24 protein-coding genes are annotated in these 25,155 nt (G+C 66.1%); 7 read left to right on the top strand and 17 right to left on the bottom strand.

The window, feature by feature from the left end:
• Nucleotides 1-2: 2 nt before the first annotated feature.
• The 10 genes from KCG88_RS15435 to KCG88_RS15390 form a co-directional block, all read right to left on the bottom strand.
• Nucleotides 3-500, bottom strand: coding sequence for a RidA family protein (locus KCG88_RS15435; protein ID WP_210712668.1), 498 nt, complete (start codon nt 498-500; stop codon nt 3-5).
• A gap of 88 nt (nt 501-588) precedes the next feature.
• Nucleotides 589-2,166 (bottom strand): FAD-dependent oxidoreductase, encoded by a 1,578-nt coding sequence (locus KCG88_RS15430; RefSeq protein WP_047284286.1) that lies wholly within the window; start codon nt 2,164-2,166, stop codon nt 589-591.
• A 261-nt stretch (nt 2,167-2,427) separates the two neighbouring features.
• Nucleotides 2,428-3,639 carry a dipeptidase gene (locus KCG88_RS15425; protein ID WP_210712667.1) on the bottom strand — a complete coding sequence of 404 codons (1,212 nt, stop codon included), beginning with the start codon at nt 3,637-3,639 and terminating at the stop codon, nt 2,428-2,430.
• Between the two features lie 387 nt (nt 3,640-4,026).
• A complete protein-coding gene (locus KCG88_RS15420; protein ID WP_047284284.1) occupies nt 4,027-4,989 on the bottom strand; it encodes an ABC transporter substrate-binding protein in 963 nt (320 codons plus the stop codon).
• 12 nt (nt 4,990-5,001) lie between these two features.
• Nucleotides 5,002-5,811 (bottom strand): class II aldolase/adducin family protein, encoded by an 810-nt coding sequence (locus KCG88_RS15415; protein WP_210712666.1) that lies wholly within the window; start codon nt 5,809-5,811, stop codon nt 5,002-5,004.
• Between the two features lie 176 nt (nt 5,812-5,987).
• A complete protein-coding gene (locus KCG88_RS15410; protein WP_210712665.1) occupies nt 5,988-6,926 on the bottom strand; it encodes a D-isomer specific 2-hydroxyacid dehydrogenase family protein in 939 nt (312 codons plus the stop codon).
• On the bottom strand, nt 6,923-8,128 hold the full coding sequence (locus tag KCG88_RS15405) for an acyl-CoA dehydrogenase family protein (protein ID WP_047335897.1): 1,206 nt from the start codon (nt 8,126-8,128) through the stop codon (nt 6,923-6,925). The genes KCG88_RS15410 and KCG88_RS15405 overlap by 4 nt, the downstream gene beginning before the upstream one ends.
• Complete coding sequence (locus KCG88_RS15400; protein WP_011059720.1) at nt 8,125-8,904, bottom strand: ABC transporter ATP-binding protein; 780 nt, start codon at nt 8,902-8,904, stop codon at nt 8,125-8,127. Before KCG88_RS15400 ends, KCG88_RS15405 begins: the two co-directional genes overlap by 4 nt.
• A 3-nt stretch (nt 8,905-8,907) precedes the next feature.
• Entirely contained in the window at nt 8,908-9,729 is an 822-nt protein-coding gene (locus KCG88_RS15395; RefSeq protein ID WP_015634466.1) for an ABC transporter permease, read from the bottom strand.
• Nucleotides 9,730-9,950: 221 nt separating this feature from the next.
• Entirely contained in the window at nt 9,951-10,850 is a 900-nt protein-coding gene (locus KCG88_RS15390; protein ID WP_047284281.1) for a LysR family transcriptional regulator, read from the bottom strand.
• 106 nt (nt 10,851-10,956) lie between these two features.
• On the opposite strand from KCG88_RS15390, the gene KCG88_RS15385 reads away from it, so the two are divergent.
• The 7 genes from KCG88_RS15385 (at nt 10,957) to KCG88_RS15355 (ending at nt 18,738) form a co-directional block, all read left to right on the top strand.
• Nucleotides 10,957-11,586, top strand: a complete 630-nt coding sequence (locus tag KCG88_RS15385; protein WP_210712664.1) for a cysteine dioxygenase — start codon at nt 10,957-10,959, stop codon at nt 11,584-11,586.
• A complete protein-coding gene (locus KCG88_RS15380; RefSeq protein ID WP_210712663.1) occupies nt 11,583-13,166 on the top strand; it encodes a rhodanese-related sulfurtransferase in 1,584 nt (527 codons plus the stop codon). The genes KCG88_RS15385 and KCG88_RS15380 overlap by 4 nt, the downstream gene beginning before the upstream one ends.
• A 250-nt stretch (nt 13,167-13,416) precedes the next feature.
• Entirely contained in the window at nt 13,417-13,965 is a 549-nt protein-coding gene (locus tag KCG88_RS15375) for an RNA polymerase sigma factor (protein WP_047284278.1), read from the top strand.
• Nucleotides 13,962-14,924 (top strand): FecR domain-containing protein, encoded by a 963-nt coding sequence (locus KCG88_RS15370; RefSeq protein WP_210712662.1) that lies wholly within the window; start codon nt 13,962-13,964, stop codon nt 14,922-14,924. The genes KCG88_RS15375 and KCG88_RS15370 overlap by 4 nt, the downstream gene beginning before the upstream one ends.
• Nucleotides 14,925-15,045: 121 nt before the next feature.
• The gene (locus tag KCG88_RS15365; protein ID WP_210712661.1) at nt 15,046-17,607 is read left to right on the top strand and encodes a TonB-dependent receptor; all 2,562 of its coding nucleotides are present in this window, start codon (nt 15,046-15,048) and stop codon (nt 17,605-17,607) included.
• A 210-nt stretch (nt 17,608-17,817) separates the two neighbouring features.
• On the top strand, nt 17,818-18,108 hold the full coding sequence (locus tag KCG88_RS15360) for a hypothetical protein (RefSeq protein WP_246882701.1): 291 nt from the start codon (nt 17,818-17,820) through the stop codon (nt 18,106-18,108).
• Nucleotides 18,109-18,117: 9 nt separating this feature from the next.
• Nucleotides 18,118-18,738: a hypothetical protein gene (locus KCG88_RS15355; protein WP_210712659.1), complete on the top strand. Its 621-nt coding sequence runs from the start codon at nt 18,118-18,120 to the stop codon at nt 18,736-18,738.
• Nucleotides 18,739-18,741: 3 nt separating this feature from the next.
• Here KCG88_RS15355 and KCG88_RS15350 read toward each other — a convergent pair whose 3' ends face one another.
• From KCG88_RS15350 to KCG88_RS15320, 7 genes are all read right to left on the bottom strand, one after another.
• Nucleotides 18,742-19,950, bottom strand: coding sequence for an extracellular solute-binding protein (locus KCG88_RS15350; RefSeq protein ID WP_047284273.1), 1,209 nt, complete (start codon nt 19,948-19,950; stop codon nt 18,742-18,744).
• On the bottom strand, nt 19,950-20,957 hold the full coding sequence (locus KCG88_RS15345; RefSeq protein ID WP_210712658.1) for a GTP-binding protein: 1,008 nt from the start codon (nt 20,955-20,957) through the stop codon (nt 19,950-19,952). The genes KCG88_RS15350 and KCG88_RS15345 overlap by 1 nt, the downstream gene beginning before the upstream one ends.
• Nucleotides 20,954-21,253, bottom strand: coding sequence for a hypothetical protein (locus KCG88_RS15340; RefSeq protein ID WP_011059708.1), 300 nt, complete (start codon nt 21,251-21,253; stop codon nt 20,954-20,956). Before KCG88_RS15340 ends, KCG88_RS15345 begins: the two co-directional genes overlap by 4 nt.
• 13 nt (nt 21,254-21,266) lie before the next feature.
• Nucleotides 21,267-22,016, bottom strand: coding sequence for an SDR family NAD(P)-dependent oxidoreductase (locus tag KCG88_RS15335; RefSeq protein WP_210712657.1), 750 nt, complete (start codon nt 22,014-22,016; stop codon nt 21,267-21,269).
• Between the two features lie 96 nt (nt 22,017-22,112).
• Nucleotides 22,113-22,874: an SDR family NAD(P)-dependent oxidoreductase gene (locus tag KCG88_RS15330; RefSeq protein ID WP_210712656.1), complete on the bottom strand. Its 762-nt coding sequence runs from the start codon at nt 22,872-22,874 to the stop codon at nt 22,113-22,115.
• A 12-nt stretch (nt 22,875-22,886) separates the two neighbouring features.
• Nucleotides 22,887-24,227: an MFS transporter gene (locus tag KCG88_RS15325; RefSeq protein ID WP_011059705.1), complete on the bottom strand. Its 1,341-nt coding sequence runs from the start codon at nt 24,225-24,227 to the stop codon at nt 22,887-22,889.
• A gap of 28 nt (nt 24,228-24,255) precedes the next feature.
• Nucleotides 24,256-25,137: a polysaccharide deacetylase gene (locus KCG88_RS15320; RefSeq protein WP_047284270.1), complete on the bottom strand. Its 882-nt coding sequence runs from the start codon at nt 25,135-25,137 to the stop codon at nt 24,256-24,258.
• Between the last annotated feature and the right edge of the window lie 18 nt (nt 25,138-25,155).

Here is a 25,155-nt window from a genome sequence, read left to right as displayed (position 1 = left end):
GCTCAGCGCGCTCGGGCGGCAACGGTTTCGACTTCGATCAAGGCGCCGGGCAGTACCAGCCCCGCCACTTGCACCGTGGTCCGGGCGGGCTTGAGCGGCTGCTTCTGGGTGCCGAAGAACTCGCGGAAGGCCACTTGCAGGCCGTCGAAATCCAGCTTGCCGCCCAGGGCCGGGTCCCCTACCAGGTAGATGCGCAGTTGCACCACGTCCCCCAGGGTCAGGCCCTGGCTGGCAAGGATCGTCTCCACCTTGCGCAGCACCACCCGGGCCTGGGCCTCGGTGTTGCCCACGGCGTGGATCTGCTCCTTGGACGCCTTGGGGTCCACCGGGTCCGGCAGCAGCCCGGAGAGGTAGGTCACCTCGCTGTTGGCGGGCAGGGTCACCGATTGCAGGATCGGCGAATTGGGGTAGCTGGACGGCACGCGCTGGATTCCCGCGGCCCAACTGCTGCTGGCAGCGAACAACAGCCCCAGCCCTACGACGGTGTTTTTCAAAGACATGCAAAGACGCTCCCAAGGTTGTGTGTGCCAGCCTCGGAGGTCCGCTACCCGGCATGGGTTACCGCTGTTGTGTGAATGCTCGGCTTTTTCAGGCCGTTTGCTGTAGCGACGAGCCTTGCGCCCGTTGGAAAAGTTGCCGCACCACCCGCCGCGCCGCGCCAGCGGCGGCTTCTTGCCAGATGCCCACGCCGCTGTGGGCCAGGCCGTCGCTGGTGAGGTAGACCCGGCCCTGGGGCTGGTTGAGCAGGCCATAGTCCGGCTCGGCCACTTCATGGCTGATCCAGGGGCCGAAGTTGTAGGGGATCTTGCTCCAGGCAATCACCAGCGGATTGCGCAGTTCCTGGCTGTGCCCGGGGTGCAGCAGCTCCACCGCCTGACGGGAAATCTCGATCTGCTGGGCCAGGGTTTTCTCCCCGAACCGTCGGGCGGTTTCGCCGTTGTTGTAGGCCGCCACCAACACCCCTTCGGCCTGGTTGAAACCGCCGCTGGGGTACCACAGCCCGGAGGCTTCCTGGTTGATGAACGACAGCCCGCCGTAGATCTGGTACTGGCTTTCCCAGAAGCGCCGCGACTGCCAGGCCACCTTGTTGGCGTAGCCGAACTGCACCGCGCCGATGGCCTGGCGCACCGGGGCGCTGAAGTTGTTCTGCACCTTGGCCAGCAGCGGCAGGGGCAGGCTGCTGATCACGTAGTCGGCCTTGAGGCTGTGGGTGCGGCCGGTGCGCCGGTCCAGGTAGACCACTTCGGCGCTGTCGGCCTGGTTGCTGATGGAACGCACCTCGCTGTGCAGCCGCAACTGGCCTTTCAGGCGCCGGGCAAAAGCCTGGGGAATGCGGTCCATGCCCCCCACCGGCTGGAACATGGTGGGCGAGAATTCCGGGTATTCGTCGATCATCAACGCCGTGGTCAGCGCCGGGTTGAGCAGGGTCTGCAACGGCAGCGGATCATTCTTCTGCGCCAACTGGTCACCGGCGCCGGGCCAGACCTTGTAGCCAGAGCGGGCCGAGCCCAGGTATTCGAGCTTGTCGGAAAGGTCGCCCCAGGTTTTCAGGAAACTCAGCAGGTTGCTGCGATCGGCTGGTGTCAGCTCCTGATCCAGGGCATGGCGATTGACGGCCTTGGCCAGCAGCTCGGAAAAATGCCCGCGGCTGTCATTGACCGCCTGGCGGATCTGCAACGCTGGCTGGTCAAGGTCCGGACGCACCAGGGCGTTGCGGCTGGTATTGACCAGCACCTCCAGCTCCACCCCCAGCTCGCGACAGTAGCCGAGCATCAACTGATGGTGACTGGGCAGGCGGCCGGCCCCGGCATTGAGGTAGAACCCCTCCCCGAATTGTGCGACCTGGGTGCTGCCGTCGCTGTACTCCACCCGATCGCCACCACGCACCGTCCAGTTGCGCCCGCCGACCCGGTCCCGGGCTTCCAGCAAGGTCACCTTGAACCCGGCCTTGCTCAACTCGTAGGCGCTGACCAGGCCACCGATCCCGGCGCCGATCACCACCACCGAAGCGCCCTTGCCCACGGCGGCTGCAGGCAGGGACGCATAGTTCTCCTCGAAGGCCTCGGCCTTGCCTGAGCCGCCGAACAGGCCCAAGACCGCGCTCGCCGCCTGGACCCCGCCGACAGCGGCGATACGGGCGATCAATTGTCTTCTGGTCAGCGGCATGCCAGCGCTCCCTGCTGCGAATGGATAGTGCGTTCGGTTATAGCCTGCGGACTTATGCAGTCACTTGGGTCTATGGGAAGCCATCCTAGGGGCGCTTATTTAATAAGAGAAATACATTTTAAGCATATGCAAATATTACTTTGTTTCATATTCAACCCAAAAGATTCTGCGCCCCGCGCATAGCCCCAAAAGACCAGACACTCCCCCCTCCTCCGCTAGGAGCTGGCATGCCAGAAGGCCATCTACCGCACCCCGCCAGCCTCAGCGCCCCTTCGCCGGCAAGCCGGCTCCTACGGCCTGGGCGGCGTCGAGGACGCGCAACAAGTTGCCGCCCCAGATCTTCGCCAGGTCCGCTTCGCTGTAGCCCGCCGCCAACAGGCCCTGGGTAATCCGTGGCAGTTGCGCGACATCTTCGAGCCCCTGAACCCCGCCACCGCCGTCCCAGTCGGCGCCGATGCCCACATGATCCGGGCCGACCACTTCCAGGATGTGCAGCAGGTGGCGCAGGTAATCGTCCAGGCTCGCCCTGGGCTGCGGGTAGCGGGCTTCGACCTGGCGAATGCGTTCGGCCAGGTCCGCCACCTGTTCCGGGCTCATGCTCGCCGCCAGGCGGAACTCGCGGTACAGCGGCCCCAGGGCCTTGTCCCGCTCGGGATTGGGCGCAAGGTTGATCAGGTCGCTGGGAAAGCTGTTGACCTGCACCACACCGCCCCTGGCCGCCAGTTGCCGCAGGCGCCGGTCATCCAGGTTGCGTGGATGGGCGGTGATTGCGCGGCTGCTGGAATGGGAGGCAATGATCGGCGCCCTCGACAGCGCCAGAACCTGGTCGAACACCTGGTCCGAGGCATGGGAGACATCCAGCAGTATCCCCAGGCGATTGGCCTCGGCCACCAGTTCCCGGCCCGCCGGGCTCAGGCCGTGCCACTGCGGCAGGGCGGTGGCCGAGTCGGCAAAATCGTTGTTGGCCGAGTGCACCAGGCCGAGCATGCGCAGGCCCTGGCGGTAATAGGTGTGCAAGCGGGCCGGGTCGGCGGCCAGGGGCTGGGCGTTTTCCATGCTGATGAAAACCACACGCTGGCCACGGGCGACGATGGCCGGTACATCGCCAGCCGTCAGGGCCAGGGCGAAATCATCGGGGTGGGCGCCCACCAGGTCGCGAATCCGCGCCAGCACCGCCAGCCCATGTTCGCTGGCCAGGGTCCGGCCTTCGGCGGTGAGCGGCCCCTGGGGGGTGAAAATGGCCCAGAAACCGCCGTCCAGGCCGCCCTCTTTCATCCGTGGCAGATCGACCTGGGACAGGTCGTCCTGGTAGCGATGGCGCTGGGTGATGTCCCAGCCGGGGCGGGCCAGTTGCATGGGGGTGTCGAGGTGGCTGTCGAGCACGATCAGGCGCTGGTGCAGGGCTTGGGCGGGGCTGTCGGCCAAGGCCAAGGGGCTGGCCAGCGCCAGGCACAGCAAGGTTCGGATAAACATGCGGCCTCCTGGCCAATGAAAGAATTTCCCCCCGGATCGCAAAGGCGTTCTGCGGGGCAGTGCATGGCTTGAGGGCCTCTTCGCCGGCAAGCCGGCTCCTACCTGGGGTGTCGGGTGTTCCGTAGGCGCTGGCTGGCCAGCGAAGGCGTCATCAGGGGCAGCGCATGGCTTGTGGGCCTCTTCGCCGGCAAGCCGGCTCCTACATGGGGTGTCGGGTGTTCCGTAGGAGCTGGCTTGCCAGCGAAGGCGTCATCAGGGGCAGCGCATGGCTTGAGGGCCTCTTCGCCGGCAAGCCGGCTCCTACCTCGGGTGTCGGGTGTTCCGTAGGAGCTGGCTTGCCAGCGAAGGCGTCATCGCCCTTTCGCCGGCAAGCCGGCGGCTACAGGCTCAGGTCCAGTGGAAGCTGCGGTCCCACAGGCCGGATACGTCCAGTTGCTGGGGCAGTACGCCGGCCTCGAAGAACAGGTCGGCCACGTCCTGCTGGGATTTCACCGCTGCGTCGTCCACCGGTTGCAGCAGGCGCGGGCCGCTCTGGGCCCGGTACTGGGCAAGGAACACCTCCCGGGGCATGCCGAGAATCTGCGCGCTCCTGGTCGCCCATTCCTCGGGGTGGCTGGCAATCCACTGCCAGGAGCGGTACTCGCGCAGGATGTAGTCGGTGATCGCCGCATGCTTGGCCGGGTCGGCGATGCTCTGCTGGTTGGCAGCGATCACGTAGTTGCCGGACAGGTAGCCCTGGCCGGTCTTCAATACCCGGGCCCCGGCCCGCAGTTCCGCCAGCTGGATGAAGTAGCCGAAGCTGACCCAGGCATCCAGGGCACCGTTCTGAAAGGCGGCAAAACCGTCCTGCGGCGTCAGCGCCATGGGCACGATATCGGCAAAGCCCAGGCCCTGCTCCTTCAGCGCCTTGAGCAGAAAGTAATGGGAACTGGTGGAGCGGATATAACCGATGCGCTTGCCCTTGAGCTCGGCCACCGACTGCACCGCAGAGCCCTTGGGCACGATGAAGGCCTGGTTGTTGACGTCGCCGGTGAGCACCGCGATCAGCTTCACCGGGGCGTGGTTCTTGATCCCGAAGATCGGCGGGATCTCGCTCATCGGCGAGATGTCCAGGGTGCCGCTGACCAGGGCCTCGAAGCTCAGGTTGCCGCCGGTGAACTCAGCGTACTTGACCTTGTAGGGCGGCGGTTCGATGCCCGCCTCGGCAAAGAAGCTCGGCGCCGCGCCCTTGTAGGTGGCGACGTTCAAGGTGACCCCGGACAGGTCCGCGGAGGCTCCCAGGCCCAGGCGCGGCAAGGCGGCGGCCAGACCGGCCAGGGCCGAGAGTTGGAGAAAATGACGACGCTGCATGGGCAAGGGTCCTTAATCGAGAAAGTCCGGTTCTTCGCGCACGATCCGCTCGCGGTAAGGCTGGAAACTGAACCAGCCGCCAAACTCGGTGCCGACCTGGCGCGCGGTGTGGCGCGCCACCTCATGGGGAATGGGCCGCGGGGTGCCGGCAGCTTCCGCCAGCAGTTGAGTCTGGGCGGCGTTGTCCATGGCGATGAAGCGCCACACCGCCGCCTCGACGGTTTCACCCACGGTGAGCAGGCCGTGGTTCTGCAGGATCAGCGCCTTGCGCCCCGCCAGTGCGGCGGCGATCCGCGCGCCCTCGCTGGCCTCCAGCACCACCCCGGAAAAGTTGTCGAACAGCCCGTGCCTTTCATAGAAAGCGCAGGCGTCCTGGGTCAGCGGATCGAGCAAGCGCCCCAGGCTCGACCAGGCCTTGCCGTACAGCGAATGGGCATGGGCCGCGGCGACCACCTCGGGATGGGCTTCATGCAGCGCCGCATGGATGGCGAACGCCGCCAGGTTCAACGCACCCTCGCCTTCGATCACCGCCCCTTCGGGGTTGACCAGCAACAGGTCGCTGACCCGTACATGGCCGAAATACACCCCCACCGGGTTGACCCAGAAATGGTCCGGGCGCCCCGGGTCACGCACCGTGATGTGCCCGGCGCCGCCCATGTCGAACCCCAGCCGGGCGAACACCCGGAACGCAGCGGCCAGGCTCTGCTTGCGCTGCAGGCGCTCCAGCTCGACGGTGGCCTGCTGGGGCGGATGCTCCCAGCGAAAAACCGTATGGCCATCGCGGGGCAAGTCATACACCGCGGGGCGAAAATGTGCGGTCATATCCGCTCTCCTTGAAATTGTCATGAACACCCTGTGCGAAAAGGCCCGCAGGACCTTGCTTGGCGATCGCCCGCCGAACCTTCAGCAGCCTTGAGAACCCCGGCGTCCCTTCGGGCCGTGCACAGCCTGCGGCAGCGGCTACACGAAACGCTGCAAGCCAAGGCTGGAGCCGCGCGTTAGTAGCCACGCTGGATCTCCACCGGGTTTTCCAGGGGTAAACCATCGCCCCAGCGCTGGAGATTGCGCCCCAGCAGGCGCGCGATATTCAGGTAGACCCGGGGCGAATTGGCCGAGGTGTGGGGCGACAGGCGAATACCCGGGTGGCGATAGAAAGGATGCCCCTCGGGCAACGGCTCGGGGTCGGCCACGTCCAGGCTGGCCAGGGCGATGCGCCCGGTGTCCAGGGCCTGCAACAGCGCCGGCTGATGGATCAGCGCACCGCGAGCGATATTGATCAGGTGCAACCCTGGCTTGGCCGCTGCCAGTACATCGGCGTCAATGATGCCCCGGGTCTGCTCGGTCAAGGGCACCGCCAGCAGCAGGTGATCGGCGCGGGCAAACAGCTCATGCAGGTCGGCCACCGCCTCCACCCCGGGCACCTCGAACGGCTGCGCCGAACGCCGCAGGGCCAGCACCTGCATGCCCAGGGCCTGGGCCTTGGGCGCCAGCTCCCGGGCGATGCTGCCAAAGCCGAACAGCCCCAGGGTACTGCCGGCCACCGTGGCCAGCGGCCGTTGCTGCCAGTGCTCGGCGCGCTCGATCCACACCTGGGGCAGTTGCTTGGCGGCGGCGAAGATCGCTGCCAGGGCAAACTCGGCAATGCTTTCGGCGGTGCTGCCCCGAGCACTGGCCACCGGCAGGTCCTGGAACAGCCAGCGAGGAAAATAATCCAGGCCTGAAGTCACCAGTTGCACGAAGCGCAGGCCAAACGGCCAGCCCGCCGGCGGCTCTGGCGCGTCGCGAAAATCGGCGTGGGGCGCAGCCAGCAGCACCTCGATATCGGCGGGCAAGCCACACGGCAGGCCCCGAGGCAGGCTCAGTACGTCCACCCCCGGCAGCCACTGGCGCAACCGCTGGTTGAAGGGCTCGTCGAGCTGGCTGGCGATGCGCGTCACGCCTGGGCTCCGCGGCTGGGCAAGGCAAAGGCGGCGCGCCCCACGGCACCGAGAATCGCGTCGTTCTGCGGGGTATGAATGCGGCTGCACAGCACATCGCGGTAATGCCGCTCGATGGGGTTGCCCCGGGCCAGCCCGGGGTTGCCGATGGCTTCGATGCCCAGCTCCACGGCGTTGATGGCGTTGCTGGTCACCAGGTATTTGATCTGGGTCGCCTCCCCTGGGGCGATCCGCCCTTCGGCGGCGGCATCGAGCAGCACCCGGTTGTTGAGCAGCAAGGCGTCGATGCGCCCGATCAGCTCCTGAAAGCGCGGCAGGCTCGACAGCGGTGCGCCAAGGTTGGCCGGGGCACGCTGGGCCAGCCAGCCCAGCAGCCAGTCGCGGGCGGCCCGGGCCACGCCGTCGTAGATGGCCGAGAGCAGCACCGCCAGCCAGAGCACGCCCTTGCTGTCCAGTTCGGAGGGCCGGGGCACGTGGGCCGGCTGGATATCCACCGCCTGTTCCTCGGGCACGAACACCTCATCGAAGATTACGTCGTGGCTGCCGGTGGCGCGCATGCCCAGGTGGTCCCAGGTTTCCTCGACGCTGATCCCGGGGCTGTCACGGTGGACCAGCCAGGTACCCACTTGCGGCTCGGCCTCGTCGCTGCGGGCCCAGACCGCCAGCCAGGTCAGCCCGGGAATGCCGGTGGAGTAGATCTTGCGCCCGCTGAGCAGCCAGCCGCCCTCGACCCGTCGTGCCAGGGTCGCCGGCAAACCGCCCCGGGCCGGAGTACCCAGGTCCGGCTCGACCCGCAGGGCGTTGATCAGGGCACCCTCTTGCACCGCCTCCCGGGCCACGCGCTGGCGCAGGTGCAGCGGCCAGGCCGTGTTCTGTTGCAGGCGCGTGTGCTGCAGGTACTGCATCACCAGCACCAGCGCGGTGGAAGGCTCGCCCCGGGCCACGGCGCCTATCACTCGTCGCGCCTGGGCCAGGGTCGCCTCGCTGCCGCCCAGGGCCCGGGGCACGGTCAGGGCCAGCAGGCCATGCTGGTGCAGGCGTTGCAGGTTGGCGTGGGGAAATTCGCTGTGACGGTCATAGTGGGCAGCGGTGGCGGCGAATTCTTCGCTCAGTTGCTGCAGCAGGTCGGCGAACTCGCTGGAGTCAGGATCAGGGACGGGACGGGACACGGACGGAGACGGTTGCACGCTGGAAAGGCTCATCGGCTGGCAGTCCTGCTCAAGGGAAGGGAGATGTCGACGGCCGGCTCGGCCTCGGTTTCCACACCCAGCAGTTGCAGCAACCGCGCGCGCAGTGCCTGGAACCCCGGGGTGGAGGCCTGACGCGGACGCGGCAGGCGGATTGGTAATTGCTCGGCGATTTGCCCGTTGGCCAGCACCAGCACCCGATCGGCCAGCAGCAGTGCCTCGTCGACATCGTGGGTCACCAGCAGCACCGCCGGGGTGTGCACCCGCCACAGGCGGATGATCAATTGATGCATGCGGATCCGGGTCAGGGCGTCCAGAGCGGCGAAGGGCTCATCCAGCAGCAACAGGTGCGGCTCGCGTACCAGGGCTCGGGCCAACGCCACTCGCTGGGCCTCGCCGCCGGACAAGGTGCCTGGCCAGGCATTGAGCCGGTGGGCCAGCCCGACCTCCTCCAGCGCTGCCTCGGCCCGCTCCCGGGCCCCGGCCCCGCGCACGCCCAGGGCAACGTTGCGCCACACGCGCTTCCAGGGCATCAGCCGTGGCTCCTGGAACACCGCGGCCATGGCCGAAGGCACCTGCAACTGGCCCTGGTCGATGGGCTCCAGCCCGGCCAGGGTTCGCAGCAAGGTGGTCTTGCCCGAACCGCTGCTGCCCAGCAGGGCCACGAACTCCCCGGGAGCGATGTCCAGATCCAGGCCATCGAGCACCGCCTGCCCGGCAAAGCGCCGGGTGATCCGGCGGCATTCGACGGCAGCGCGCAAGCGGCCCTGCTGGGGCAATGACAAAGTCATGGGTCAGTTCCTGATAAAGGTCGGGCGCCAGGCCAGGGCGCAACGTTCGAGGCCGCGCACCAGCCCGTCGATGCCCAGGCCGAGCACGCTGTAGACCAGGAGGCAGATGACGATCACATCGGTGCGCATGAAGTCCCGCGCGTCGTTGACCAGGTAGCCGATACCGGCGCTGGCGTTGATCTGCTCCACCACCACCAGCCCCAGCCAACTGATGCCGAAGGCATAGCGCAGGCCGACGAAGAACGCCGGCAGGGCCCCGGGCAGGATCACGTGGACGATCAGTTCCCAGCGTTTGAGGCCCAGCAGGGTCGCGGCCTCCACCAGCTTGGGATCGAGGCTGCGAATGCCGGAAAACAGCGTGAGGTAGATAGGAAAGGTAGTGCCCAGGGCGATCAGCGCGATCTTCGGCGTCTCGCCCACGCCGAACCAGAGAATGAACAGCGGCACTATGGCCAGGAACGGCAGGGTGCGCAGCATCTGCATGGGGGAATCGATGGCGAGCTCACCGCGCCGGGACAACCCGGCCACCAGGGCCAGCAGCGTGCCCAGGCTGACGCCGATGGCCAGGCCGCTGAGGGCGCGCTTGAGGGACACCCACAGGTGCCCGGCCAGTTCGCCGCTGCCGAGCATCTGCCACAGGGTGCCGCCGATGGTACTGGGAGCGGCGATGATCCGCGCCGGCAACAGCCCGCTGCGCGAGGCCAGTTCCCACACCAGCAGAAGCAGCAACGGGCTGACCAGGCGCAGCAGCAGGTTGCCCAGGAGCTGGTATCCGGGGCGCTCGGCCCAGCGACGGGACGAGGTGAGGGGGGCTGGCGCAGGCATCGCAACATCCTTATTTCAGCGCGTTCGAGCCCCATGCTAACTACATAAAAAACGTCCGTGAAATTCGTTTTGGTTCTAACTTAATATACAAAAATTGCATTCAATGATTGCCAAGACATGCAAATCAATAATCAAAAACAATCCGAAGGAGCCGGCTTTCCGGCGAACAGCCCCTGAGGTTGGCGCGGGCCTTGAGGGCGCCTTCGCGGGCAAGCCAGCTCCTACGGCGCAGCCTTGCCGACCCGGGCGGCAACCATCTCGCCGAACATGCTCACCGGTTCTTGCAGGTTGCCGAGGAAACGAGGGTGGATCAGCCACAGGTCGATCACCGGCTTGAAGTCGCTGACCGGGACGATCTCCAGCTTGTCCCGATGGCTGCTGTTTTCCAGCAGCGGTAGCGGTACCAGGCCATAGCCCAGGCCATTGGCGATCAACCCCAGTTGCAGCTCGGTACCGAAGGTTTCCAGGTTGATCTGCAACGACAACCCCTGTGCGCTCAGCGCCCGTTGCAGGCCGGCACGAAAGCCGCAGCCGTCAGGGTTCAGCACCCAGCCGCGCTGGTAACAGTCGGCCAGTTTGCACGAGCGCTTGCGCACCTCGCCCTTGGCCGCCACCACCACCAGGTTCATGCTGCCCAGGGAACGGCCCACCACCCCTTCGGGGAAGACCTTGCCAGCGGGAAACAGCGCCGCCACCACATCCAGCTCACCGTTCTCGACCTTGCTCAACAGGTGGCTGCCCCAGCCCGTGGCCACCGAGGTCTGCAACTGCGGATACAGCGCCTTCAACTGGCTCAGGGCATCGAGCAGCACCACATCGCCGATGGTCTGCGGCACGCCGATGCGCAGGGCACCACTGGGGGCGCCGTCATTGGCCACCAGTTCATTGAGCGCGTCGATGCTGCGCAGCACTTCCAGGCACTGGCCATAGACCCGCAAGCCCATGCTGGTGGGCTTGAGCGGCTTGGTGTTGCGGTCCAGCAATTCCACCCCCAGGGCTTCCTCGAAATTCTGCACCCGGCGGGTAATGGCCGGCTGGGTCAACTGCAGGGCATCGGCCGCCTGGCTGATGGTCTGGCAGCGGATTACCGCCACGAACGCATTCAGATCATCTATCTTCATTCTTTTTTCGCATAATAAATGACTGGAAAAATGTTCGATAAGAATAATACCTTTTAGCTCGCCCGTGTAGTTCGCGTCATTTGCCTTGTGTCCACGGAGGGAGCCCATGCCCCACAACGCCACGACAGTCGCCATCGAATCAGCCAACTTCGCCCGCCTGCGGGACTTTATCGCCGCCCTGGCCGAGCTGCTGGACAGCCATCCCGATGAAGCCCGGGTGCTGGACCAGGGCGCCGCGCTGCTGCACCAGCTGGTGAGCCAGGACGACTGGCTGCCCGCGGCCTTCGCCCAGCCGGATCCGCAGCGCTACCAGCAGTTTCTGCTGCATGCCGACTCGCGCCAGCGCTTCTCCATCGTCAGCTTCGTCTGGGGCCCTGGGCAGCGCACACCGATCCACGACCACCGGGTCTGGGGCCTGATCGGCATGCTGCGCGGCGCCGAGGACAGCCAGGGGTTCGAACGCCTGGCCGACGGCCGCCTGCAGCCTGCCGGCGCGCCGCTGCGCCTGGTGCCGGGCCAGGTGGAAGCGGTGTCGCCACGCATTGGCGACATCCATCAGGTGAGCAATGCCTATGCCGATCGGGTATCCGTCAGCATCCATGTGTATGGCGCCAATATCGGTGCCGTGCAGCGCGCCGTGTACGACCTGGACGGCCAGGAAAAACCCTTTGTCTCCGGCTACTCCAACCATTTGCTGCCTAACCTCTGGAACTTGTCGAAGGAGCCCCTGCAATGACCGATTTCCCGACCCGCAGCCCGGCACAGATCCGCCAGGCCCTGCTCGACCGCCAGGAACTGGCACTGATCGATGTGCGTGAAGAAGCGCCCTTCGCCGAGGCCCACCCGCTGTTCGCGGCCAACATCGCGCTGTCGAAACTGGAGCTGGAGGTGTATGCGCGCATCCCCCGGCGCGACACCCCGATCACCCTCTATGACCAGGGTGAAGGGCTGGCCCAACGCGCCGCCACGCGCCTGCGGCAACTGGGCTACAGCGATGTCGCTCTGCTCGAAGGCGGCCTGGAGGGCTGGCGCGCCGCCGGCGGCGAGCTGTTCAAGGACGTCAACGTGCCGAGCAAGGCCTTTGGCGAACTGGTGGAAGCCGAGCGCCACACCCCGTCCCTGGCCGCCGAAGAGCTCCAGGCGCTGCTCGACCAGCAGGCCGACCTGGTGGTGCTCGATGCCCGGCGCTTCGACGAATACCAGACCATGAGCATCCCCGGCAGCACCAGCGTGCCCGGGGCCGAACTGGTGCTGCGGGTGCGTGAGCTGGCCCCCGATCCCCGCACCCGGGTGGTGGTCAATTGCGCCGGGCGCACCCGCAGCATCATCGGCACCCAGTCCCTGGTGAATGCCGGCATTCCCAACCCGGTGGCGGCGCTGCGCAATGGCACCATCGGCTGGACCCTGGCCGGGCAGAAGCTCGAACACGGTCAGAGCCGGCGCTTCAAGGCCATCAACGAGGCCCAGCGGGCCCCGGCCCAAGAAGCCGCTCGGGCCGTGGCCGACCGCGCCGACGTGGCACGCATCGACCTGGCCCAGTGGCGGCGCTGGCAGGCCGACCCCAAGCGCACCAGCTACCTGTTCGATGTGCGCACCCCGGAGGAATTCGCCGCCGGCCACCTGCCCGGCGCCCGCTCCACCCCCGGCGGGCAACTGGTGCAGGAAACCGACCACTTCGCCAGCGTGCGCGGTGCGCGCCTGGTCCTGGTGGACGACGACGGCGTGCGCGCCAACATGAGCGCTTCCTGGCTGGCCCAGATGGGCTGGCAGGTGGCGGTGCTGGACGGCCTGCGCGACAGCGACTTCAGCGTGCGCGGCCCCTGGCAGGCGCCACTGCCGGACACCTCGCCGGCCGAAGAAATCAGCCCCCGCACCCTCGCCACCTGGCTTCAGGAGCCCGGCACCCTGGTACTGGACTTCACCGCCAGCGCCAACTACGTGCAGCGCCACATCCCCGGCGCCTGGTGGGTGCTGCCCAGCCAGTTGCAGGAAGCCCTGGCCCAGTTGCCACAGCCGGAGCGCTATGTCCTGACCTGCGGCAGCAGCTTGCTGGCGCGCTTCGTGGTGCCTCAATTGCAGGCCCTGACCCAGCGCCCGGTGTTCCTCCTCAGCGGTGGCACCGCGGCGTGGATCGAAGCCGGCCTGCCCGTGGAAGAAAGCCGTCAGCAACTGGCTTCACCCCGGATCGACCGCTACCGGCGCCCCTATGAGGGCACCGACAACCCGAAAGAGGCCATGCAGGGCTACCTGGACTGGGAATTCGGCCTCGTGGCGCAGTTGGGCCGGGATGGCACCCACGGCTTCTTCGTCATCTGAACCGCTTCGCTGGCAAGCCAGCTCCTACAGACCCCGCCTCTGCACTGTGGGAGCCGGCTTGCCGGCGAAGGGCCGCAAGCCTGGCATCGCTCGCAAGGGCACCCTGGCTGGCAAGCGCGCTCCTGCGAGGAAGGGTATTTCGGGTGCGTAGGCGGTGCTGGTGGATCATCAATCGCCCGGATGACAAATAGCAATAATTCTCGATATCATTCGCGACCTTGTGCTCACCGCGTCGTCAAGAAGGATATCCATGTCTCGCTCCAAGCCCGACTCTGCGTCGGCGGACTCTGTTCGCGGGTTCTATGCGGACATCCTGCATTTTTTGCGTAAACGCACGGACAACGCCAGCGACGCGGCGGACATGACCCAGGACGTGTTCACCCAATGGCTCGACTACCGTGACCGGGCCCAGGTCGAACAGCCCCGGGCCTTTCTGTTCCAGATGGCACGCAACCTGCTGCGTGATCATTGGCGGCGCCAGCAGGTACGCTCCCGGGCTCATCACGACGGGCACCATGAGCAAAGCCTGGACAACGAACCCCTGGCCGACGAACAGCACGAGCCCCTGCCTGCGGCCCAGCGCCTGCAACGCCTGGAACAGTTGAAAGAAGTCCTCGCCCAACTCTCGCCGCGCCGCCGCGAAGCCCTTATGCTGCACCGCTTCGAAGGGCTGAGCCAGACGCAGATCGCCGAGCGCATGGGCATTTCAGTGAGCATGGTGGAAAAACACATCGCCTTTGCCCTGCTGCACTGCAAGCGGCACCTAGAACGAGAAAACGGCAAGGAGCAGCCTGAATGACCCGCTTTTCCGGCACCCACAACGACCTCGACAGCGAGCAGATCGACGCCGAGGCCGCCAGCTGGTTCGCCCGCAACCGCAACGACCCGGACCGCGCCACGCGCAAGGCTTTCGATGCCTGGGTCAGCGAGCCGGCCCACGCCCGGGCCTATGCCGAGTTCGAAGAACTGTGGGTCGATCTTGCGCAATTGCAGCAACTGAGCCGGCCCATCCCCCTGCCCCGGCGCAAGCCCGCCCCCTGGCGCCCGGCCCTGGCGGTAGCCGCCGCGGTGCTTTGTGCGGTGCTGGCCGTCAACCTGGGCACGCCCCAGGGGCCCTACATCCAGCAGGTGGCGGCCCAGGAAAAGGGCGCCCGCGCCTTCAAGCTGCCCGATGGCAGCACCCTGTACGTCAACGCCAATACCCAGGTGAAAGTGGATTTCAGCGCCCAGCAGCGTGATATCTACCTGCAACAGGGCCAGCTGTACCTGGAAGTGGCTGCCGACAAGGAGCGCCCGCTATGGGTGCACAGCGGCGCGGCCAAAGTGCGGGTGGTGGGTACCGCCTTCGACGTGCGTCGTGGCCAGCGCCAGCTGGTGGTCAGCGTCGCCCACGGCCAGGTGGCCTTCAGCCCGGACGGCAAGCCCGGGGAGTTGACCCTGCTCGGCGCCCGCCAGCAAGCCACCTATGACCTGCACAAAGGCACCCTGCGCCAGCAGACCCTGGACAGCGATGAGGTGGCGGACTGGCGCAGCGGGCACCTGGCCTTTCGCAACCGCGACCTGGCCAGCCTGGTGGACGAGTTGAACCTGTATCGGCGCCAGCCGGTGCAACTGGCCGAGGGTTCGCTGGGGGCCTACAAGGTTTCGGGCAACCTCGATGTCAACGACCCCGACGCCCTGATCAAGGCACTGCCCGTGCTGGTTCCGGTAAAAGCCGTCCCCCTGGCCAACGGCCAGCTGAGACTTGAAGCTCGTTGATTCATTCATATGAGAATATTTTGCATTCGCATATGAGGTTTTTTTTCACTGCCGCGTCTTCCTCCCGTCTGCGATCTGTACGCAGCGCTTTTTTGGCCTTTAAGCCGCTCTGGGGGAAGTCATGTTTCGCGCGCTCTTGCCTGTTCCGTTAGTCCGTACCCGCCCGACCCTGCTCGCCGCCTGCCTGGCATTGAGCCTGCAGGCCCAGGCCGGGCCGCTGCATTTCCAGTTGCCGGCGCAGCCTCTGGCCGCGTCCCTGAGCCAGATCGCCCAGCAGGCGAAGATCCAACTGCTATTCGATGAGCAACTGCTGCGCAACGCCAAGGCGCCGGCCCTGCAGGGTGACTACAGCCCGGAAGAGGCGATCCGCACCTTGCTGCAGGACGGCCGGTTCAACCTGATGAAGGTCGACAACACCTACATCGTGCGCCCAGCCGACACCAACCTGAGCAGTGGTTCGGCCCTGCAACTGGGGGCCATGAGCGTGATCGGCAACGGCACCGAAGTGGATTCCTCCAGTGTCGGCCGCTCGACCCTGAACCAGGCGGAAATCGATCGCCACCAGGCCACCAACGTGGTCAGCCTGATCGACACCCTGCCCGGCGTGAGCCTGGGCGGCTCGCTCAAACCCGGCGGCCAGACCATCAACATCTGGGGCCTGGGGGATGCCGAAGACGTGCCGATGAGCGTTGATGGCGCCACCAAGAGCGGCTTCGAACGCTACCAGCAGGGTTCGGTGTTCATCGAGCCGGAGCTGATCAAGCGCATCGAAGTGGAAAAAGGCCCGCACTCCCCCGAGACCGGCAACGGTGGTTTCGGCGGCACCGTGCACATGGAGACCAAGGACGCCCCGGACCTGCTGCAGGAAGGTCGCAACGCCGGCGCCATGGTCAAGTACGGCTACAGCAGCAACAGCCATGAACAGGCCTACACCGGCGCGGTGTACGGCCGTACCGATGATCACCGCTTCGATGCCCTGGCCTACTGGACCAAGCGCGACGGCGACGACATGAAGATCGCCAGCGCCCAGCCCGACCCGCGCAACGCCTACCCGATCAACCCCAAGCGCCTGCCCAATACCGCCCAGGACATGGAAGGCGAGCTGTTCAAGCTGAACATGCAACTGACCGACGAACATCGCCTGGGCTTTAGCTACATGCGCTCCAACAGCGACATCTGGGCGCCCTTCTCGGCCAAGAGCTACCCGACGCCACCGAGCCAGAGCGACATCAACAAGTACGGTTATGACGGCGCCACCCGCCGCTTCCTGGCCCAGCGCAATACCATCGACACCACCTGGATCGCCAAGTACCAGTACACCCCCGTGGACAATCCATGGATCGACTTCGAGGCCAAGTACTCCGATTCCACCACCGACCAGACCGACGAACGCGGGCCGAACGCCTTCTTCCAGCCGGCCTCCGGTGGCCGCAAGATCACCGTGGGCTATGACGACAAGATCCTGGCCCTGAAAAACACCAGCCGCTTCAGCACCGGCCCGCTGGAACACGCGCTGACCAATGGCCTCCAGATCCGCAAGCACACTCGCGAAGTGGACATGTGGATGCCGGGCAAGACCTATGAAGTGCCCAAGTACAACTACGGCCACTACCAGCCGGGCTTCATGCCCCACGGCAAGGTCGACAACAATGCCTTCTACATCCAGGACGCCATCACCCTGGGGGACTTCACCCTGACCCCGTCCCTGCGCTACGACCATGTGCGCAACCGCGGCGAGAAGAACGACGCACCGTTCTACAACAGCCCCGACCCGGTGGCGGGCCACGATTACGGCGACAAGACCTACACCGGCTGGTCGCCTCGGCTGTCGGCGTTCTGGACAGTGACCCCGCAATTCGCCCTGTTTGCCGACTACAGCAAGACCTGGCGCGCGCCGGTGATCGACGAGCAGTACGAGGTCCAGTCGGCCGCCTCCACCCGTTCCGCCACCAGCCGCGACCTCGACCCGGAACGCATCACCGCGTTGCGCGCCGGTAACATCACCAGCTTCTCCGACGTGTTCACCCAGGCCGACCGCGTACAGGTGCGTACCACGCTGTTCCACAACACCATCAAAGACGAAATCATGAAGAACCTCGGGATCGGCTGCCCCGAGCAACTCACCAGCGGCAAGAGCATCAGCCAGGTGTGCAACCAGCCGACCATCGGGGTCTATCGCAACATCGGCGACCTGACCATCAAGGGCTTCGAGGTGGAAAGCTTCTACGACTCGACCTACCTGTTCGGCTCCCTGTCCTACTCATGGATCACCGGCAAGCATGAAGGGGCCTACACCAACCCCTGGGGGCCGAACGTCTGGGCCCGGGACATCCCGCCACGCAAGTGGGTGGCCAGCCTGGGGGTGAAGATTCCTCAGTGGGATGCCCAAGTAGGCTGGCAGGGCCAGTGGGTGCGCCAGACCGACCGGGTGCCCAGCGACATCTATGCCGGCGGTCCGGGCAGCGCCCTGGGCGACGCCTATTGGGACCAGTACAAGAACGACCGCTACAACGTGCACGGCCTGTTCGCCAACTGGAAACCCCAGCAGCCTTACCTCAAGGGCACCGAAGTCAACTTCACCCTGGACAACATGTTCAACCGTGACTATCGCCCACCACTGAGCGGCGATAACGCATCCAGCCTGGGGCGCAACGCCAAGATCAGCGTGACCCGCTTCTTCTGACGGCAACTGGCTGCGGTGCATCGGACGCACCGCAACAGGCCAGCCGTTGGCCATCACGGATGTATTGCAAACCGTTAGCCAAGCCCTGCCGCCCGCACCTGCCGGGCTAAGATCGACGCCCCCCTGAAAACCGCTGAAATGCCTTTGGGCGCTTTCAGTCAACTTTTCATTGATTATGTACGAAAGTTATCGTACAAACGAGAAGACGTCATGGACAGAGGCTTCAGGAAGGTCAGGCGGGACCTGATCAATGCCTTACAAAGCGGCCACTATCTGCATGCCGCGCGCGGCTCGATCGAGGTCAAGAACCTGCTGGCCACCGGCGAGGTCTCGACCAGTCAACTGATCGAAGTCATCAATGCCTGCAAGGGCCAGGACCACAGTTGCAGCGCCCACCACAGCGTCCCGGGCATCGCGGTCCACGTGCTGAAAAAGGCCGGCGGGTACATCAAGTTCTACTTTATCGAGCCAGATGCGTGGTTCATCAGCGTTCACCGATGAGGGCAACCCATGAAACTCTTTCTGCAAGGCGACCGGGGCAAGGCGCTCTGCGAGCATTGCCAACAGGTCGTCGGCATCACCTACCTGCGGAGCGACGTCCCTTTCAGCGACGGCCATGGCCTGGCCCGGGACATCCTGGTGGGGGTTTGCGACCTCTGCGCCACGGTGGTGGCCATCCCGCCCCAGTCCACACCGGCGATCAAGGAAGCGCGCAAGCAATCATTGACCTCCATCGAGGCGCGGCTGCCGGCGGTCTACCTCGATGTACTGGATGCGGCGATGCACTGCGTGGCCCCGGATGCCGGAGTGCAGATGCGCAAACTGTTCCTCGGCTACTACTTCAGCGCCCCCGCGGCGTCTTCCCTGGAGCAAGTGCACAGCGGCTTCGTCGCGTACCTGGCCGAGCAGGCCGAGGCCCGCCAGTTGCCTGCCGTGCATGCCATGAAACGCCTGTCGCTGAAGGTCAACCACTATGTGGCCGAGGATCTTGCGCGCCTGCTGCAAGCCACCCGGATGAGCCAGACCCAACTGCTGAAATCGCTGATCGCGCAGATGCGCCTGGATGTGCTCGAAGGCGGCAACCCCGCGGTGATCGCCGACCTGCGCCAGCTGGCGCGCCTGGGGCTTTGACCTTCAGCCTTTGCCCCGGCCCGCGACCCGCCCCGCCCGCAGGAAATCCCCCCAGCGCCGCACCAGGTAGTTGTGCTCGTCCATCACCGAGTTCCACACGGCGATATGCCCCATGCGCTGCGGGTAGGAACCGCCATCGCGGGTCTCGCCGATATCGATCAGCGGTTCGCCGTCGCTGCCCGGCAACTCTTCCCGGGCCGGTTTGCCGGCGTACCAGTAATCCCACTCGGCGCTGCTCAGGTGATCGCGGGTACGCGCCGGGTTGCCGATGTAGTAGCCCTGGCGTGCCATCACCGCACCGGGCCAGCCCGACAGCCACCAGTTGAGGTAGGCATAGGCTGCATCCAGCACCGCGCCCTTGGCGTGGCGCGACAACGACAGCCCGCCGAACCAGGCGCGGTAACCTTCCTTCGGCACTGCCAGGCGGTATTTGACCCCCGCCCGGTGCAGGCGCATCAGCGTCGGCGACCACAGGCTCTGGATATCGATGCGCGGGCTGAGCATCAGTTGCGCGGCCTCTTCATCGTCCGACCAGAACGCCGCGAAGTGCCCTTCACGCTGCTTGCGCACCAGGATCTGCGCCAGCCGGTCGATCTCTTCGATGCTCAGGTTGCCGATGTCCTTGAAGGATTCCAGGCCACAGCCCTGCACCGCCAGGGCGGCGTCCAGGGCACCGATCGCCGCATCGCTCTGCAAGGCAATGCGCCCGCTCCAGGCCGGCTCCAGCAGCCAGCCCCAGCTTTCGTTGGCGCTGGAAAAGCCCGCCGGCAGGCGCTCCGGGCGGTAGGCGAAACTGTCGGCGTTGTGGGTCAGCGGCAGCATGCTGATGCGCTCGCTGGCCGTGCTGCCCAGGCTACCGTCGTGCTGCACATAGAGCCGTTCGCTGGGCACGCTGCCACTGCCCAGGCGATCGTCCGGCGACAGGCGCCCGCGCTTGGGCAGGTCGTTGATCTCGTGCCACAGGGCAATGCGCCGGGTATCGATGGGCTGGATCGCCTGGGCCGGCCAGACAAAATCGACGTTGTGAAACCACTGGTCATAGAGGTCGTAGCTATCCGGCTGCATCACCGCGATGCGCTGGGCCTGCTCCACATCGTGTACCTGATACACCAGGCGGATGCCCAGGTCCTGCTCGGCGCGTACCCGCAGGGATTCGAGCAGGGTCACCGAGGTGCCCAGCACCCGCAGGGTGACCGGTTGCGTCGCCGCCATCAGGCACTCTCCCCGGCGGCCGGGGCGAAACTGCGGGCGAACACCTCGAAGGAGCGGCGCAGTTGTTCGGGCTCCAGCCCGCGCAGGATAAACACCAGCCGCGAGCGATGGTCGGCACTGGGCCAACGGGGCAAATGCACGGGTGCGTGCAGGCAATGCTGCACGCCATGGATGACGATGGGGGCCTGGTTGGCGTTGATGTTGAGCAATCCTTTCACCCGCAGAATTCGTTCGCCGTGGCATCTTAGCAGCATCGACAACCAGACCCCGAAGCCCACCCAATCCAGGGCTTGCTCGAACTCCAGGCTGCACACTTGCGCCGCGCCATGCTGTGGCGCAGCCGCTTTGAGTGGCCCCTGCAACTGCCAGCGCGCCACTTCCCGCTCGGCCGTCGCGCCGCGCAGCCCCTCCCCCAGCAACAGCTGATCGCCACTCTGGATCGCCTGGGTCAGCAACAGGGGGGCCCCGGGATTGAGCTGCTGCAAATGCTCGCGCAATGCCGCCTGGGTTGCTTCGTCGACACAATCGGTCTTGCTCAGCAGCAAGCGATCCGCGGCCGCCACCTGGGCCAGCCACTCCGGGTGCAGGCGCTCTTGCAACGCCGCGTGGCTGGCATCCACCAGGGTCACCAGCAGGCCGATGTGCACCCGCCCGCGCAATTGCGGATCGTTGTTCACCGTGGCCAGGATCGGCGCCGGGTCGGCCAGCCCGGTGGTTTCCAGCAGCACCCGGCGAAAGGCCGGAACCTCGCCCCGGCTACGCCGCGCAAGGAGCGCCAGCAGCGCCTCTTTCAGTTCGCCGCGAACCGAACAGCAGACACAGCCGCTGGGCAGCAGCACGGTGTCCGGCGCCACCTCCTGCACCAACAAATGATCGATGCCGATATCGCCGAACTCGTTGATCAGCAGCGCCGTGTCCCCCAGGCTCTGGTCCTGCAACAGGCGGTTGAGCAAGGTGGTCTTGCCACTGCCGAGAAACCCGGTGATGACGTTCAGGGGCAGGCTCATGGCTGTTGCTCCAGGTGCTTGAGAATCACAGGGTCCAGAGGATCGAGGGGCCGGCCGAGCATGGATTCGGCCAGGCTCCACAGCTGCTCCAGGCCGCTGGCCAGTTCCTGGCGGCCGGTCGCCCCCAGCAGCAGATAGGCCGAGCCCTGGAAGTCTTCGACCTTGAGCCGCAACGGCACCAGTACCCGGTTGATCGCGGCGATTCTGCGCAAGCGTTCGCGACGCCGGGGCAGTTCATCCCCCAGCGGGTCGCTCCAGTGCACGTCTTCGCCCAGCAGCCCGCATAACCCGCACATGCTCAGCCCTCCTTCATGGCATGACATCCCCGGAGTTCGGGCCCAGGGTCTGGCCGACGAACAGGTTGCCCCCCGGCTCGCTGGCCAGCAGCACCGCGGTGGGCGCCACTTCATCGGCCAGGCCGAAGCGCCCCAGGGGCAGCTCGGCGGCCTTGGCGGTTTTCCAGGCGCTGCTAATGCCGGCCACCAGCGGCGTCTCGATCGGCCCCGGGGCGATGGCGTTGACCAGTACGTTGTCCTTGGCCACTTCCAGGGCCAGGGACTTGGTGAAACCAATGACCCCGGCCTTGGCCGCGGCGTAGTGGGTCAGCTCGGCGCCGCCCTTGATTCCCAACTGCGAGGCGACGTTGATGATCCGCCCCCAACGCTGCGCCAGCATATGGGGCAAGGCCCGCTGGCTGGCGACGAAGACGCTGGTGAGATCGACCCGCAGCATGTCGTTCCACATCTCGATGGACAGATCGACGCAGCGCGCCTGGGTCAGCATGCCGGCGTTGTTCACCAGGATATCGATGCCGCCGAAATGCTCGACACAGGCATCGACTCCGGCCTGGGCCCCATCGACGCTGCCGACATCGGCCACGCATTCGACGACTTCAGCGCCCAGCTCGCGGCAGGCTTGGGCGCTCTCGGCCAGGCGCGCGGGGTCGCGGTCAGCCAGCAGCAGGCGTGCTCCCGCCACCGCGTAGGCCCGGGCGATAGCGGCGCCGATACCGCTGCCGGCGCCGGTGATCACGGCGCGGCGGTTGTGCAGGTGTTGCATGGGACTTTCTCCTTCAAGGGTGTGCGGTTCGCTGGCCAGCCAGCGCCAAAGGAGGCGATGAGCCGCCTGCAGGAGCCGGCTGGCTGGCGACGGGGTTCAATCCGGCCAGCGCACCGTCAGGCCGCCATCGATGACGATGCTCTGCCCGGTGAGGTAGCTGGACTCTTCGCTGGTGAGAAAACGCACCAGGGACGCCACTTCATCGGCCCGCCCGACCCGGCCCAGGGGGATGGCCCGGGCCGCCTTGGCCAGGCCTTCCGGGCCCAGGGAGTTCTGGCTGTCCAGCGACTGCGGGGTCTGGATCAACCCCGGGATCACCGCGTTACAGCGAATGCCCCTGGCCGCCAGTTCCACCGCCAGCGAGCGGCACAACCCCGGCACCCCGGCCTTGGCCGCGGCGTAGTGAGCGTGGTCCTGCCAGCCGTAGACGCCACCGGCAATCGAGGAGATCGCCACCAGGGCACCGCCCTCACCCATGTGTTTGACCGCCGCGCGGAAGGTGCGCATGACCCCGGTCAGGTCCACATCGAGCATGGCGTTCCAGGCCGCGTCGGTCATGTCCAGCAAGGGTGCGCGGCGCAGCAGGCCGGCATTGGCCACGGCGTAATCGAGGCGGCCAAAGTGCGCCACTGCCTGCTCGGCCAGGGCGTCCACCGAGGCGCTGTCGGTCACGTCCAGGGGCAGCATCAGGCAGTGCCCGCCCGCCTCGGCCACGAGGTCGCGGGTGGCTTGCGGGTCATGGGGGTCGGCGGGGAAATACCCGCCCACCACCGCCACACCGGCCCGTGCATAGGCCACGGCCAGGGCCTGGCCGATGCCGCTGGCGGCACCGGTGATCACGGCGACTTTTTGAGTCATGGATAACTTTCCTTATTGAACGGATTCAGGACGCACATGGCGCGCGGCGAACATCAGCGCACCGGAGAGGAAACAAGGCAGCGCGCCGAAATACAGCGCCGAGGTCTGCCAGTCGCCACCGGCGGACAGCACCTGGGTGGCGCCGAACCCCGCCACCACCGCGCCGATCGGCCCCATGGCGTGGATGATCGCGCCGCCGGTGGCGCGGATGCTGGTAGGGAAGCTTTCGCTGATGAAGAACAGCGCCGCCGAGTACGGGCCGATCAGGAAGAACAGGCCCAGGCTGTAGAGCCCCACCACCATCGGCATGTTGCTCGGGCCATAGAGCATGCCGGCGAACGACAGGCCGCCGAGCATCCAGCCCAGGCCGATGACATTGCGCCGGCCGATCTTGTCGCCCATCCAACCGTGGCTCAGGTAGCCGCAGTAGCCCACCAGGTTGGAGAGCACCAGGATGATCAGCGAGTTCTCGAAGGAGATGTGGTGCACGCTGACGATCACCGACGTGCCGAGCACGCTGAACACCTGGATCGCCGCCCAGTTGAGCAGGATCGCCGCGCCGATCACCAGGGTCGCGCGCCGCGCCGGGCCACGAAAGGCCGCGGCCAGGCCGGCCTTGCTGTGCTCGTCATAGTCCACGCCATAGGTCAGCGCCACCGCCTGGGCCTCGCTCACCGAACCACTTTTGCGCAGTTGGCTGATGCGCTGGTGGATCTGGAACTGCGGGCTCTCCTTGAGCTTGCGCGCCATCACCGCAATGACGATGGCCGGGATCGCGGCGAAGATGAAGCAGCCTTGCCAGCCGATGATCGGCAGCAACACCGCGGTCAACCCGGCGGCGATCAGCGCCCCCACCGGCCAGCCGCCCTGCACCAGGCTGTAGATGAAGCCCCGGCGCTTGGCCAGTTGCGGGTCGTCGGATGCCGCGTAGAGCTCGCTGAGGTAGGTGGCGTTCACCGTTTCCTCGGCATAGCCCAGGCCGCCCAGGGAGCGGATCAGGATCAGCGGCGACTTGCCCCAGGCGCCGCCGATGGCGGTCAGCGCCGAGCAGATGGCCGAGCCGCTGACGGTGAAAATGATGCCCATGCGCCGGCCCAGCTTGTCCACCAGCGGCCCGATGGCCAGGGCCACCACCGCGGTGCCCACCGCCACCCAGGTGGCGATCTCGGCCTGCTCGACCTCGCCCCAGCCGAAGTGCCGGCCGATCTCCGGCAGCAGGGTGCCAAACAGAATGAAGTCGTACACCGCAAACACCCAGGCGAAGAAGGCGATCCAGGTGGCGAAGCGCACTTGGGCCGGGGTCAACTGCTGGGGTTTCCAGCCAGTCAGGTCGAGCTTGTTATAGATAGACATCAATCACGCCTCGATGAAGTGGCCGGGATCAGCGGTTGCGCGGGTGGCGGCGGATAAAGTCGTCGGCGATCTCGTCGAAGGTGACGAAACGCACACCGGCATGGCTCTGGATGTGTTCGATCAGGCGTTCGAGCATCAACAGCACTTGCGGGCGGCCGGAGACGTCGGGGTGGATGGTCATGGTGAACACCGCGTGCTCGTGCTCGCGGTAGACCCAGTCGAACTGGTCGCGCCACATTTCTTCCAGGTGCCGCGGGTTGACGAAGCCGTGGCTGTTGGGCGCCTTCTTGATGAACATCATTGGCGGCAGGTCGTCCAGGTACCAGTTGGCCGGGATCTCCACCAGGTCGGTTTCCTGGCCGCGCACCAGAGGTTTCATCCAGGTGTCGGGGTGCTGGCTGTAGTCGATCTTGGTCCAGCTGTCGCCGACCCGCACGTAGTAGGGATGGAAGTCGTTGTGCATCAGGCTGTGGTCGTACTTGATGCCCTTTTTCAGCAGCAGCTCGTTGGTCACCTTGCTGAATTCCCACCAGGGCGCAACGTAGCCGGTGGGGCGCTTGCCGGTGACCCGGGTGATCAGCTCGATGGATTTGTCGAGGACGATCTCTTCCTGTTCGGCGGTCATGGCGATGGGGTTTTCGTGGCTGTAGCCGTGCACGCCGATCTCGTGGCCGGCCTCGGCCACCGCCTTCATCTGCTCGGGAAAGGTTTCCATCGAGTGGCCGGGAATGAACCAGGTGGTGCGCAGGCCATAGCGCTCGAACAGCTTGAGCAGGCGCGGCGCGCCGACCTCGCCGGCGAACAGGCCGCGGGAGATGTCGTCCGGCGAATCCTCGCCGCCGTAGGAACCGAGCCAGCCGGCCACCGCGTCCACATCGACACCAAATGCACAGAGAATTTCTTTAGCCATGAGCGGCCTCCAGTGATT

Origin of the sequence: Pseudomonas sp. MWU349 (assembly GCF_017947325.1) — a bacterium.
GTDB classification, from domain to species: domain Bacteria; phylum Pseudomonadota; class Gammaproteobacteria; order Pseudomonadales; family Pseudomonadaceae; genus Aquipseudomonas; species Aquipseudomonas protegens.
The sequence above is the reverse complement of the archived record's forward strand: the minus strand, read 5'-3'. Positions and strand labels throughout refer to the sequence as shown.